Annotated in this window: 12 protein-coding genes; 6 read left to right on the forward strand and 6 right to left on the reverse strand. The window is 72.7% G+C overall.

Annotation, left to right across the window (positions count from 1 at the left end):
* Nucleotides 1-21: 21 nt before the first annotated feature.
* Both sucB and lpdA read right to left on the reverse strand, forming a co-directional pair.
* The gene (gene sucB / locus ACT4N7_RS26135; RefSeq protein WP_444831509.1) at nucleotides 22-1,722 is read right to left on the reverse strand and encodes a 2-oxoglutarate dehydrogenase, E2 component, dihydrolipoamide succinyltransferase; all 1,701 of its coding nucleotides are present in this window, start codon (nucleotides 1,720-1,722) and stop codon (nucleotides 22-24) included.
* 49 nt (nucleotides 1,723-1,771) lie between these two features.
* Nucleotides 1,772-3,142: a dihydrolipoyl dehydrogenase gene (lpdA, locus tag ACT4N7_RS26140; protein WP_444831510.1), complete on the reverse strand. Its 1,371-nt coding sequence runs from the start codon at nucleotides 3,140-3,142 to the stop codon at nucleotides 1,772-1,774.
* 196 nt (nucleotides 3,143-3,338) lie between these two features.
* Here lpdA and ACT4N7_RS26145 point away from each other — a divergent pair, with 196 nt between their 5' ends.
* Complete coding sequence (locus ACT4N7_RS26145) at nucleotides 3,339-3,662, forward strand: oxidoreductase (RefSeq protein WP_444831511.1); 324 nt, start codon at nucleotides 3,339-3,341, stop codon at nucleotides 3,660-3,662.
* A gap of 43 nt (nucleotides 3,663-3,705) precedes the next feature.
* Here ACT4N7_RS26145 and ACT4N7_RS26150 read toward each other — a convergent pair whose 3' ends face one another.
* Nucleotides 3,706-5,202 carry a leucyl aminopeptidase gene (locus tag ACT4N7_RS26150; RefSeq protein WP_444831512.1) on the reverse strand — a complete coding sequence of 499 codons (1,497 nt, stop codon included), beginning with the start codon at nucleotides 5,200-5,202 and terminating at the stop codon, nucleotides 3,706-3,708.
* 218 nt (nucleotides 5,203-5,420) lie between these two features.
* Between ACT4N7_RS26150 and ACT4N7_RS26155 the strand changes: the two genes are divergently transcribed.
* Nucleotides 5,421-6,572, forward strand: a complete 1,152-nt coding sequence (locus ACT4N7_RS26155) for a hypothetical protein (protein WP_444831513.1) — start codon at nucleotides 5,421-5,423, stop codon at nucleotides 6,570-6,572.
* Nucleotides 6,573-6,645: 73 nt separating this feature from the next.
* A complete protein-coding gene (locus tag ACT4N7_RS26160) occupies nucleotides 6,646-7,743 on the forward strand; it encodes a branched-chain amino acid aminotransferase (protein WP_444831514.1) in 1,098 nt (365 codons plus the stop codon).
* A 134-nt stretch (nucleotides 7,744-7,877) separates the two neighbouring features.
* On the opposite strand, the gene cobT is transcribed toward ACT4N7_RS26160, so the two are convergent.
* Nucleotides 7,878-9,188, reverse strand: coding sequence for a nicotinate-nucleotide--dimethylbenzimidazole phosphoribosyltransferase (gene cobT, locus ACT4N7_RS26165; protein ID WP_444831515.1), 1,311 nt, complete (start codon nucleotides 9,186-9,188; stop codon nucleotides 7,878-7,880).
* A 14-nt stretch (nucleotides 9,189-9,202) separates the two neighbouring features.
* Between cobT and ACT4N7_RS26170 the strand changes: the two genes are divergently transcribed.
* Entirely contained in the window at nucleotides 9,203-9,406 is a 204-nt protein-coding gene (locus ACT4N7_RS26170) for a hypothetical protein (protein ID WP_444831516.1), read from the forward strand.
* 3 nt (nucleotides 9,407-9,409) lie between these two features.
* Here ACT4N7_RS26170 and ACT4N7_RS26175 read toward each other — a convergent pair whose 3' ends face one another.
* Together ACT4N7_RS26175 and ACT4N7_RS26180 are read right to left on the reverse strand one after the other, a co-directional pair.
* Entirely contained in the window at nucleotides 9,410-10,399 is a 990-nt protein-coding gene (locus tag ACT4N7_RS26175) for an aldo/keto reductase family protein (protein ID WP_444831517.1), read from the reverse strand.
* 40 nt (nucleotides 10,400-10,439) lie between these two features.
* The gene (locus ACT4N7_RS26180) at nucleotides 10,440-11,093 is read right to left on the reverse strand and encodes a DUF3043 domain-containing protein (protein ID WP_444831518.1); all 654 of its coding nucleotides are present in this window, start codon (nucleotides 11,091-11,093) and stop codon (nucleotides 10,440-10,442) included.
* Between the two features lie 45 nt (nucleotides 11,094-11,138).
* Here ACT4N7_RS26180 and ACT4N7_RS26185 point away from each other — a divergent pair, with 45 nt between their 5' ends.
* Nucleotides 11,139-12,245: a glycerate kinase family protein gene (locus ACT4N7_RS26185; RefSeq protein ID WP_444831519.1), complete on the forward strand. Its 1,107-nt coding sequence runs from the start codon at nucleotides 11,139-11,141 to the stop codon at nucleotides 12,243-12,245.
* Nucleotides 12,246-12,370: 125 nt separating this feature from the next.
* Nucleotides 12,371-12,736, forward strand: a complete 366-nt coding sequence (locus tag ACT4N7_RS26190; protein WP_444831520.1) for a HesB/IscA family protein — start codon at nucleotides 12,371-12,373, stop codon at nucleotides 12,734-12,736.
* Nucleotides 12,737-12,858 lie beyond the last annotated feature (122 nt).

Below are 12,858 nucleotides of genomic sequence, written 5' to 3' on the forward strand. Positions count from 1 at the left end.
AGGTGGGGGCGGCCCGGGTGACTACAGCCCGAGGTCGCCCTCGAACGAGCCGTCCTCCAGGCGGGACTTCACCGTGGAGAGGAACCGGCCCGCGTCCGCGCCGTCGACCAGGCGGTGGTCGTAGGTCAGCGCCAGGTACACCATCGAACGAATCGAGATGGTGTCGTCGCCGTTCTCGTCGGTGACGACTACCGGGCGCTTCACGACCAGGCCGACACCGAGGATCGCGACCTGCGGGAGCTGGATGATCGGGGTGTCGAACAGCGCGCCCTGGCTGCCCAGGTTGGTCAGGTTGAACGTCGCGCCGAACAGTTCGTCCGGGGTGACCTTGTTGGCGCGGGTGCGGTCGGCGAGGTCGGCGATCTTGTGCGCCAGCCCGCTGATGCTCAGGTCGCCCGCGTCGCGCACGGCGGGGGTGAGCAGGCCGCGCTCGGTGTCCACCGCGATGCCCAGGTGCTCGACGCCGTGGTAGGTCACCTCCTTGTTCTCCTCGTCGATCGACGCGTTGAGCTTCGGGTGCTGCTTGAGCGCCTCGACCGCGGCCTTGGCGAAGAACGGCAGGAAGGTGAGCTTGACGCCCTCGCGCTGCTCGAACGCGGTCTTCGACTTCGACCGCAGCTTGGCGATCCTGGTCACGTCGACCTCGATCACCTGGGTGAGCTGCGCGGCGGTCTGCAGCGACTCGACCATGCGGCGCGACACCGTCTGGCGCAGCCGGGTCATCTTCTGCGTTGTGCCGCGCAGCGAGGCGTCGGTTGTCGGCGCCGCGGTCGGCGCTGCCTTCGCCGCGGGAGCCGCGGCGGCTGGTGCGGGCGCGGGTGCCTTGGCGGCCACGGCCGCGGCGAGCACGTCCTGCTTGCGGATGCGGCCGCCGACACCGGTGCCGGTGAGCGCCGACAGGTCGACGTCGTGCTCGTTGGCGAGCTTGCGCACCAGCGGGGTGACGTACGGGGCACCGCCGTTGTTGTCCGTCGCCGCCGGGGCTTCCTGCTTCGCGACGGGCTCGGGCGTCGGTTCGGCCTTCGGCGCGGGCGTGGGCTCGGCCTCCGGCTCGGGCGCCTCATCCTGCTGCTTCGGCGGCTCCGGGGTCTGCTCGGGGGCCGCGCCCGCGGCACCGATGACCGCGAGCTTGCCGCCGACCTCGACCGTGCTGTCCTCGCCCGCGCTGATCTCCAGCAGAGTGCCCGCGACCGGCGACGGAATCTCGGTGTCGACCTTGTCGGTGGACACCTCGACCAGCGCCTCGTCCACCTCGACGGTCTCGCCGACCTGCTTGAGCCAGCGGATCACGGTGCCCTCGGTGACGCTCTCGCCCAGCGCGGGCATGGTCACCGCGGTGCCCTTGTCGCTGCCGCCGCCCGACGGCGCGTCGGCCGCGGGCTCCGGGCCCGGCGCCGCGGGCTCCTCGACCGGCTCCGGCTCCGGCTCCGGCTCCGGCTCCGCCTGCGCGGCGGGCTCCGGCTCGGCGGGCGCGGACTCCGCCGCACCATCGCCGATCACCGCGAGTTCGCCGCCCACGGCGACAGTCTCGTCCTCCTGGGCGACGATCTTCTGCAGGATCCCGGCCGCGGGCGAGGGGATCTCGGTGTCGACCTTGTCGGTCGACACCTCCACCAACGGCTCGTCGACCTCGACGGTGTCGCCCTCTTGCTTGAGCCACCGTGTGACTGTGCCTTCGGTGACGCTCTCACCGAGCGCCGGCATCTCAACGGAGAACGCCATGGTTTCGTGGACTCCTCGTGCTTCCGGGCGGTTTGGGCTGGGCCTGCGCTCAGCCGTGCACGTGCAGGGGCTTGCCGGCGAGGGCGAGGAACGCCTCGCCCAGGGCCTCGGTCTGCGTCGGGTGGGCGTGGATGAGCGGCGCGACGTCCTCCGGGTACGCCTCCCAGCTGTAGATGAGCTGCGCCTCGCCGATGAGTTCGCCGACGCGCTCGCCGACCAGGGTGATGCCGACGACCGGGCCGTCTGGCGCCCGGACCAGCTTGACGCCGCCGCTGGTCTTGAGGATCTGGCTCTTGCCGTTGCCCGACAGCGCGTAGACCAGGGTCTCGACCGCGCCGTACTTCTCCTTGGCCTGCGCCTCGGACAGCCCGACGGAGGCGACCTCCGGCTTGCAGTAGGTGACCTTCGGGATGCCCGCCTCGTCGATGACCTTCGGGTTGCGCCCCGCGATCTCCTCGGCGATGAAGATGCCCTGCTGGAAGCCGCGGTGCGCGAGTTGCAGGCCGGGCACCAGGTCGCCGACGGCGAACACGTTCGGCAGGTTGGTGCGCAGGCGCTCGTCGGTGAGCACGAAGCCGCGCTCCATCTTCAGCCCGGCCTCCTCGTAGCCGTGGCCCGCGCTGTTGGGGCCGCGGCCGACGGCGACGAGCAGCAGGTCGGCCTCGAAGCTCTCGCCGGACTCCAACGAGACAGTGACGCCACCGTCGTTCTGGGTGGCGCCGGTGAACCGGACGCCGGTCTTGAACTTGATGCCGCGCTTGCGGAAGCTGCGTTCGAGCTGCTTGGAGGCCCACTCGTCCTCCAGCGGCACCAGCCGCGGCAGCGCCTCGACGATGGTCACCTCGGCGCCGAAGGAGCGCCACACGCTGGCGAACTCGACGCCGATGACGCCGCCGCCGAGCACGACGACCTTCTCCGGCACGTAGTCGAGGTTGAGCGCCTGGTCGCTGGTGATGATCCGGCCGCCGATCTCCAGGCCGGGCAGCGTGCGGGCGAACGACCCGGTGGCCAGCACCACGTTCTTGCCGGTGTAGCGGGTGCCGTCGACCTCGACGGAGTTCGGGCCGACGAACGTGCCCGCGCCCGCCACCACGGTGACCTTGTTGGCCTTGAACAGGCCCTGCAGGCCCTTGTAGAGGCCACCGACGATCGTGTCCTTGTAGGAGTTGACGCCGTTCATGTCGATGCCCTCCAGGGAGGACTTCACCCCGAACTGGTCGCCCTCGCGGGCGAGGTCCGCGACCTCGGCGGCGTGCAGCAGCGCCTTGGTCGGGATGCAGCCGCGGTGCAGGCAGGTGCCGCCGACCTTGTCCTTCTCGACCAGGATGACGGAGAGTCCGAGCTGGGCCGCGCGGAACGCGCAGGCGTAGCCACCGGACCCGCCACCCAGGATCACCAGGTCAGCGGAGGTGTCGGTCACGGGATCTCCTCGACGAGTGCAAACGTTGTCAGTCCAGTGGTGAACGGCTCTCGGGTATCGCGGCTCCCACCACACGACATCTTGTCACCCCGTAAGGCAGGCTTGCGAGGTGGCCGGGGGTGTCCACGGCCAGGAATGGGTTACTCGCCGGTACCCGGGGCGACACCGGGGCGACCGACTTCGGAGGTGGGCGGACGTGGGTGTTTTCGACGCGCTGCGCAGGAAGCGCAAACCGGGTGTGCTGCGGTCGGCGACCAAGCAGGACACGGCGCATCTCGACGACTGGGCGGCCAGCCGGACCGGCGTCGAGGCGTACGTGGAGCCGCGGACGAACGTGACGGACACGACCATGGTGCTCGTCGCGCACGACGGCGAGTGGACGCGGCGGCGCATCGCCGACCACGACGCGGCGATGGAGTTCGGGAAGAAGCGGTCGATCCCGGTGTACGAGGTCGCCAGGGTCGGCTACCCGAAGCGGATGCGCGACTACATGAAGAAGCAGAAGGACCAGGGCGCCTGATCCCGCTGCTTCTTCATCGTGGCTTCGGTCAGCCGGGGCTTCGTCAGCCGTTCTCGGCGATGTCGGCGAGCAGGGCGGCCAGCGTGCGCACCGGCAGGCCGGTGCCGCCCTTGCCGGTGTAGCCCCACGGCGCGCCCGCGTTGTACGCCGGACCGGCGACGTCGATGTGCACCCACGGCAGGTCCGCTGGCACGAACTCGCGCAGGAACACGCCCGCGGCGAGCATGCCCGCCCAGCGGTGGCCGGTGATGTTGGCCAGGTCGGCGAGCCGCGAGTCGAGGTCGGCGCGCAGTTCGTCGGGCAGCGGCATGGCCCAGCCGCCCTCGCCGGTGGCGCGGGCGATCCCGGCCACCCGGTCGCGGAACTCGTCGGAGCCCATCACCCCGGACGTGCGATTGCCGAGCGCGACGACCTGGGCGCCGGTCAGCGTGGAGGTCTCGATCAGGTAGTCGGGGCCGTCCTCGCACGCGCGCACTATGGCGTCGGACAGGATCAGGCGGCCCTCGGCGTCGGTGTTGAGCACCTCGACGGTCTTGCCGCCATACATGGTCAGCACGTCGCCGGGGCGGTAGGCGGCGCCGGAGGGCATGTTCTCCGCCATCGGCACCGTGGCGATGATCTCCAGCGGGTACTTGAGCTTCGCGGCGAGCACGATGGTGGCGACCACGGCCGCCGCGCCGCCCATGTCGGAGGTCATCTGCTCCATGCCCTGCGCGGGCTTGATCGAGATGCCGCCGGTGTCGAAGGTGACGCCCTTGCCGACCAGTGCGATCTTCTTGCGCGCCTTGGGCCCCTTGTAGGTGAGGCGGACCAGGCGCGGCTGGCGGGCCGAGCCGCCGCCGACGCCGAGGATGCCGCCGTAGCCCGCCTTGCGCAGTGCCTTCTCGTCGAGCACCTCGACGTCGAGGCCCACCGCCTTGCCCAGCGCGGCGGCCTTCTCGGCGAACGAGGCCGGGTAGAGGTCGTTGGGCGGGGTGTTGACGAAGTCGCGGGCGGTGGCCACGGCCTCGGCGATCGCGGTCGCGGCCTTGAGCGTGGCGCGGTGGTCCTTGGCGACGCCCTCGGCCGGGCTGACCAGGTCGACCTTGACCAGTTCGGCGGCCTTGGCCTCGGACTTGTAGCCCCGGAAGGAGTACGAGCCGAGCACGGTGCCCTCGACCGCGGCCTGCAGGTCCACAGTGGACAGCGTGGTCGTGGCGTGCTTGCTGCTCGACAGCGCGCGGGCGGCGGCGCCGGAAGCCCGGCGCACCTGCTCGGCGGTGACCGCGCCGTCGGCGCCGACCTTGCCGAGGCCCGCGGCCACGACGATGGTCGCGGGCAGCTTGCCGAGGGTGGGCAGCTTGACGATCTCCTCGGCCTTGCCGGTGGCGCCGAGGGCGCCGAGCACCTCGGTGAGCTTGCCCTCGAACGCCGCGTCCACCAGTTCGCCGCCCGGCGCCAGCGCGACGCCTGCACCGTTCTGGACGGTTCCGATCACGACGGCGTCGACGGCGGCCTCGGATACCGACGTGGTGGCCAGGGCCAGCTTGGGGGCGGTCACTGATGTGCTCCTCGGTCGTTCGCTCGGACGGATCCGGCTGGAGTCCTGGTGGGAGTGGTGCGGGCCAGGTCAGCCGGGTCCCCGGAGTCAGGTGATGACGCATGCTAACGAGTTGGGGGTCGCATTCAACCAGCACCGGATGGAGATTTCGCGGTCCGTCTGGCACGGTTGTGCCCGTGACAGCGATGGGACACAAGGCTGAGGGGGCCTCGGATAGGGTGCCCGGCGCCCTCGCGGCGGGTGCGCTGCTCACGTTTTCCCTCGCCGCGGCCGAGGCGGGCTGGTGGTCGCTCGCCGCCGTCGTGCTCGCCGGGCTGGTGGCCCTGCTCACCGCCTGCTCACTCGCCGATCTCGCCGCACAGTCCGGTCCCGGCGGCGGGTATCCGCACGTCAGGAATCGGCTCGGGGCGGTTCCGGGCAGGCTCGCGGGCGTGCTCGAACTGGGCGGTCGGCTGGTCGCGGGCACGGCTGTCGCGGGCGCGGCGGGCGCCTATCTGTTGCCCGGACAGCCGATCGTCGCCGCGGTGGGGCTCGTGGTGGTCGCGCGCGCGGTCGCGGTGGGCGGGTTTCGACCCTCGCGCGCGGTCGCCCGGGTCACCGCGGCTGTGGTCATCGTCACACTCGGGGTGTTCGTCGCGGTGGCGTTCGCGATCGAGCCCGCGGGCCAGGTCGCCGCGGTGGAGCCCGGCGCGCCGGGCTCCGACGACCCGACCGGTCTGCTCGCCGCCGCCGGTCTGCTGTTCTTCGGGTTCCTGGGTTTCGAGCGCGTTGCGGCGTCCGGGGCGCGGCTGCGCACCGGGCTCGTCACGGTCGTGGCCGTCGCCGCCGGGGCGCTGCTGGTCGGCTTCGCCGCGCTGCGCCAGCTCGGCGGCCCCCGGCTCGCCTACTCGCCGACCCCGCTGCGCGACGCGCTCGCCGCCGCCGACGGTGCCGCCCTCGACCCGCTGCTGACCGCCGGTCTGGTCGTCGGCGCGCTGGTCGCGCTGCACAGCCTGCTGGACGGTGCCGACGACCTCGTCCGGGACATGGCGGCCACCGGCGACCTGCCCGCGCGGTTCGCCGACCACCGCACACTGCTGACCGGAGCCCTGTCGGCGGGCGCCGCGGTGCTGCTGTCGCCCGCCTTCGCGACGGCTCTCGCGGCGGCGCTGATGCTGGGCGCCTTCGCGTTCGTCAACTCCGCGGCGCGGACGCTGTGCCGGGCGGAACGCTCGACCTGGGTGCGCACCGGGTGCTGCGGGCTGGCGCTGTGCGTGCTCGTCGGGGTGAACATCTCCATTCCCGCGCTCATCGGCACCGCGGCCGTGCTCGCGGTCGGCGCGGGGCTGTGCACGGTGTCCGCGCGGGCGCGCGCCGCCACGGTCGGGTGACGGCGGGTAACCGGTCGACCCAACCTGTGGATAGGAGATTTTCCATCCGCCGATCGGGAGATACCGTGCTCACATGACGCCTACGCTTCCGTTCACACGGACTCCCAACCCCCAGCCGGCGACCCCGGACAGGGTTGCGGAGGTACTGGCCAGGCCGGGCTTCGGGCAGCACTTCACCGACCACATGGTGACGGTTCGCTACACCCGCGAGCAGGGCTGGCACGACGCCAGGGTCGAGCCGTACGGCCCGATCACCCTGGCCCCCTCCGCGATGGTCCTGCACTACGGGCAGGCCATCTTCGAGGGCCTCAAGGCATACCGCCAGCCCGATGGCTCGATCGCCTCGTTCCGGCCCGCGGCCAACGCCGCCCGGTTCCGCGCCTCCGCCGTGCGCCTGGCCATGCCCGAGCTGCCCGACGAGCTGTTCCTCGCCTCGCTGAGCGAGCTGGTCGACGTCGACCGGCGCTGGGTGCCCGAGGAGTCCGAGGAGTCGCTCTACCTGCGGCCGTTCATGATCTCGACCGAGGCCGCCCTCGGCGTGCGCCCCTCCAGCGCGTACACCTACCTGCTCATCGCCTCGCCCGCCGGGTCGTACTTCCCGGGCGGGGTCAAGCCGGTCAGCGTGTGGCTGTCCACGGAATACGTGCGCGCCGCGCCGGGCGGCACGGGCGCGGCGAAGTTCGCTGGCAACTACGCCGCGTCGCTCGTCGCCCAGGCGCAGGCCGCCGAGCAGGGCTGCGACCAGGTCGTCTGGCTCGACGCGGTCGAGCGCCGCTGGGTCGAGGAGATGGGCGGAATGAACCTGTTCTTCGTGCTCGGCTCCGGTGCCGACGCCCGCGTGGTCACCCCCGAGCTGTCCGGCGCGCTGCTGCCGGGCATCACCCGCGACTCGCTGCTGCGCCTGGCGTCCGAGCTGGGCTACGGCATCGAGGAGCGCCGCATCTCCACCGAGGAGTGGGAGAAGAAGGTCGAGTCCGGCGAGCTGACCGAGGTCTTCGCCTGCGGCACCGCCGCGGTGATCACCCCCGTCGGCCACGTCAAGCACGCCGACGGCGAGTTCAGCGTCAACGGCGGCGCCACCGGCCCTGTCACCACCCGGCTGCGCGAGCGGCTCACCGGCATCCAGCGCGGCGCGATCGCGGACACCCATGGCTGGATGACCGCGCTCTAGACCCCTTGCGGTTGGACGGCGCGCCCGCGATCCGGGCGCGCCGTCCGGCCGGCAGGGCGCGATGGTGCGCACGACGCGGACGGTGAGGCGGGGCCTGTCGCGTGGCGACGGTGCCAGGCCGATCTGGCGCGCGGCTACTCCGTCGGGGGCTCGTCGCCGGGAAGGGGGGTGTCGCGTTCGGTGACGCCCGCGTCGGCGAAGGTGGCCATCTCGGCCAGGACCCGGGTCGCCATCGCCAGCAGCGGGATCGCCGCGGCGGCACCCGAGCCCTCGCCCAGGCGCATGTTCATCTCCAGCAGCGGCGTGAGATCCAACTGCTCCAGCACGAGCGTGTGCGCGGGCTCCACCGACCGGTGCCCGGCCACCCACCACTTCGCCGCGCCCGGCGCCAGTTCCTCGGCCACCAGCGCCGCGGCGCCCGACACCAGCCCGTCAAGGATCACCGGGGTGCGCCGGACCGCGGCCTGCGCCAGGAACGCCGCCATCGCCGCGATGTCGGCGCCGCCCGCGGTGCGCAGCAGGGCAACCGGGTCGGCGCTGACCTTGCGGGCCCGGCGCAGTCCGTCGCGGATGGCGACGGCCTTGCGCATCCAGCCCGCGTCGTCGATGCCCGTGCCGCGGCCGACGACCGCCACCGGCTCCGCGCCGGTCAGCGCCGCGATGAGCACTGACGCGGGCGTGGTGTTGCCGATACCCATGTCGCCCGCGACCAGCAGGTCGGCGCCGCCGTCGACCTCCTCGTCGGCGATGGCGCGGCCCGCGGTGATCGCGGCGCGCACCTCGGCGTCGGTCAGCGCGTCCTCGCGGTCGATCGAGCCGGACGACCGGCGGACCTTGTGCGCGGTCACCTGGTCGGGCAGCCCGGCGTCGTCGGCCGAGTCGACCGCCAGGTCCACCACGCGCACCGAGGCGCCCACCGTCGCGGCGAGCACGTTGATCGCGGCGCCGCCGGTCAGGAAGTTGGCCACCATCTGGCCGGTGACCTCGCTCGGATATGCCGACACCCCGTGCCTGGCCACGCCGTGGTCGCCCGCGAACACCACGATCCGCGGCCGGGTGAACGGCCGCGGCGGGCACTGGCCCTGGCAGGCCGCCACCCACACGCCCAGCTCCTCCAGCCGCCCCAGCGCGCCCAGGGGCTTGGTGAGCCGCCCGTGCCGCGCGACGGCCTCGCGGCGGACGGCGTCACTGGGCGGTGCGACGTACGGGAAGTCGGTGCTCACCCTGGGTACCTCCGCGAGATCGGGGGAACTCATTTCGAGCCGCGGCGGCAGGCCCGCGACCAGGAGCAGCACGTCGGTGCAGACCTCGGCCAGGGACGCGTTGACCGCTCCGAGCTCGTCCCGAAGGAGCCTGCCAGAGCGGGTCGCCGGGACCACACCCAGGCCGACCTCCGCCCACACGACTACCGGCCGCGCCCGGCAGTCCGGTCCACGGCGCGGCACGTACCGTTGGCGGGATGAGCTACCGCTGGCGGTACGAGAACGCGGCCGGTGCGCCGGTCGACGGCCCCGACCTGGCCTTCGACAGCCAGGCCGAGGCCGAGGCCTGGTTCAGCGCCACCTGGCAGACCCTGTTCGACACCGGCGTGCACCAGGTCGTCCTGCTCGACGGCGACGACGAGGTCTACGGCCCGATGAGCCTGCATCCCGCGGGCCAGTAGGTCCTACGGGGTGACGGTCAGCGCCGGGTCCCGCTCGATCACGCCGTCCAACACGGCATCGATCTTCGCCAGCAGGTCCGCGTCGAGGGTCACCCCGGCCGCCTTGACGTTCTCGGCCACCTGTTCCGGCCGCGACGCGCCGATGATCGCCGAGGCCACGTTCGGGTTCTGCAGCACCCACGCCACCGCGAGCTGCGCCATGGACAGCCCGGCCTCGTCGGCCAGCGGCTTGAGGCTCCGCACCGCCGTCAGCACGTCGTCGGCCAGCCAGCGGGAGATCATGTTCTTGCCGCCGGACTCGTCGGTGGCGCGCGAGCCCGCGGGCGGCTGCGCGCCCGGCTGGTACTTGCCGGTCAGCACGCCCTGCGCGATGGGCGACCAGACGATCTGCGAGATGCCCTCGTGTTCGGCGGCGGGCACCACCTGCTCCTCGATGACCCGCCACAGCATCGAGTACTGCGGCTGGTTCGAGATCAGCGGCACGCGCAGCTCGCGCGCCAGCGCCGCGCCCTGGGTGATCTGCTCGGCGTTCCACTCCGAGACGCCGACGTAGAGCACCTTGCCTTGGCGGACGAGGTCGCTGAACGCGAGCATCGTCTCCTCCAACGGCACCTTCCGGTCGTACCGGTGCGCCTGGTAGAGGTCGAGGTAGTCGGTGCCCAGCCGCTTGAGCGAGGCGGTGGCCGACTCCATGATGTGCTTGCGGCCCAGGCCGCGGTCGTTGGGGCCGCCGGGCCCGGTCGGCCAGTAGACCTTGGTGAAGATCTCCAGGCTCTCCCGGCGCTGCCCCTTGAGCGCGCGCCCGAGCACCGCCTCGGCCTTGGTGTTGGCGTAGACGTCGGCGGTGTCGAAGGTGGTGATCCCGGCGTCGAGGGCGGCTTTCACGCAGGCGTGCGCGGCATCCTCTTCGACCTGGGAACCGTGGGTGAGCCAGTTGCCGTACGAGATCGCACTGACTTTGAGGCCGCTGCGGCCGAGGCGACGAAACTCCATGCGCCAAGCCTATGGCGTGTCGCCTGGCCCGGCCGACCGGTCAGGTCACCGCGTCGCCGGGGGAGACCCGCGGCTTGGGCACCCGCAGCTTGCGGAGCTGGGTCGCGCGGACGAAGGCGTACCAGCCCACGGAGAAGCCGCGCACGGTCTCCTTCGGCAGCTTCGCCCGCACCAGCCCGGCGATCCGGCGGCCGTTGAGGATCGCCTCCAGCACCATCGCGATCAGCATCAGCAGACACGCCAGCGTCGCGTACTGCTGGATCACCGGCGAGGGCACCAGCAGCGCCACGAACACCACCACGGCCAGCGGCATGAACAGCCCGAGCAGGTTGCGCTTGGAATCGACCAGGTCGCGGACGTAGGCCTTGACCGGGCCGCGGTCGCGCGGCATCAGGTAGCGCTCGTCGCCGGACATCATCCGCTGGCGGCTCTCCACGCGCTGCTCACGGCGCTTGGCGGCGAGCGCTTTGCGGTCCTCCTTGTTGCCCCGCGCGCGGCGCATGGCCTCGCGGGTGGTCTTCGGCGGCGGCGCGACCGGGCCCCGTTTGCGGCCCTCGGCCTCGCGCCGCTTCGGGGTCGGCCTGCCCTTGCCGGGCGTGTGGCCCTTGGGGACCTCGTCGCCCACGGCGACGGCGGACTCCTCCATCTGGTCGGAGTCTGTGCTGTCGGCGGCGCTGCGGCGAAGGAACCTCACACCGACAAGGGTATGACAGACCGGATGGTCGCTACGCTGCGGCTCGTGCGAGTCGTCATCGCGCCGGACTGTTTCGGCGGCACCCTCACCGCCCGCGAGGCCGCCGAGGCGATCGCGGCGGGCTGGCGCCGAGGTGCGCCCGAGCACGATCTGCTGCTGCGCCCCCTGGCCGACGGCGGCCCCGGGTTCGTCGACGTGCTGCACGCGGCGCTCGGCGGAACCGTGCACCGCACGACCGTGACCGGCCCGCTGGGCGACTCGGTCGAGGCCGCCTGGCTCGCCCACGACGGCACCGCGTACCTCGAATCCGCCGAGGCCGCGGGCCTGCACCTGGTCCCGGCCGATCGACGGGCCGGTGAGCAGGTCACCACGCGCGGGGTCGGCGAGTTGCTGGTGGCCGCCCGCGACGCCGGGCTGCGCTGCGCCGTGGTCGGGCTCGGGGGCTCCGCCACGACCGACGGCGGCGCGGGCGCGCTGGCCGCGCTGGGCGCGGTCGCCGTCGACGGCGGGGGAGCCGCGCTCGCGCCGGGCGGCGGTCCGCTGGTCGGCTGTGCCCGGATCGAGGGCCGTGCCGACCTGGGCGGCCTGCGTGTGGTGGTCGCCGCCGACGTGGAGAACCCGCTGCTCGGGCCGCACGGCGCCGCGGCCGCGTTCGGTCCGCAGAAGGGCGCCGACGCCGCCGCCGTCGACCGGCTGGAGGCCGCGCTGACCCGCTGGGCGGACGTCGTGGCGCCGTGGGCGGGGCACGACGCGCGGGACGCCCCGGGCGCGGGCGCCGCGGGCGGGCTCGGGTTCGCGCTGCTCTCCCTGCGTGCGGAATCGGTGTCCGGCGCGGGCCTGGTGCGCGCGGCCACCCGCCTGGACGAGGCCGTCGCGGGCGCCGACCTGGTGGTGACCGGCGAGGGCAGCTTCGACTGGCAGTCGCTCCGCGGCAAGCTGGTGACCAGCGTCGCGGGCGCCGCCGCCGCACGCGGTCTGCCCTGCCTGGCGCTGGCCGGACAGGTCGGCGTCGGCCGCAGACAGGCCGCCGCGGCCGGGGTGGCGGCGGCCTACGCCGTCGCCGAGCACGTCGGTTCGGTCGAGGCGGCCATGGCCGACCCGGCGGGCACACTGGCCGAATTGGCCGAGCACGTCGCGCGGCAGTGGCGCTGAGAGGGCTGCCGCACAGATGTCCCAATCCCGCGGGACTGTGACACCATGGCTGGGTACGGAACAAAGTCCGCGCGTCCGCTGTTGCGCCGGGTGCAGTCCCGAGAAGGACCTTCCTAGGGAGAACGATGACGACCGCTCAGGAGAACGCCACCGAGGCGGCCACCACTCACGGTGTGGAGCTGTCCGAAGCCGCCGCTGTCAAGGCCAAGGCCCTGTTGGACCAGGAGGGCCGCGACGACATGCACCTGCGTATCGCCGTGCAGCCCGGTGGCTGTGCAGGCCTGCGCTATCAGCTCTTCTTCGACGAGCGCACCCTCGACGGCGACCTGTTCCGCGACTTCGGCGGCCTCAAGGTGGCGGTCGACCGGATGAGCGCCCCGTACGTGCAGGGCGCCACCATCGACTTCGTCGACACGATCGAGAAGCAGGGTTTCACCATCGACAACCCGAACGCGGGCGGAAGCTGCGCCTGCGGCGACTCGTTCCACTGAGTTTGTCGGGGGGCCCGTGGGGCGCCCGTCCCGAGAAGTTTGGGGGAAGGCCGCCCCCCCCGGGACAGGATAGGAGGAGTGGGAAGCCAGCGGCCCCCAACCCCAGGCACCCACCCCCCCCC

The organism is Actinokineospora sp., from assembly GCF_052390155.1.
GTDB lineage: Bacteria > Actinomycetota > Actinomycetes > Mycobacteriales > Pseudonocardiaceae > Actinokineospora.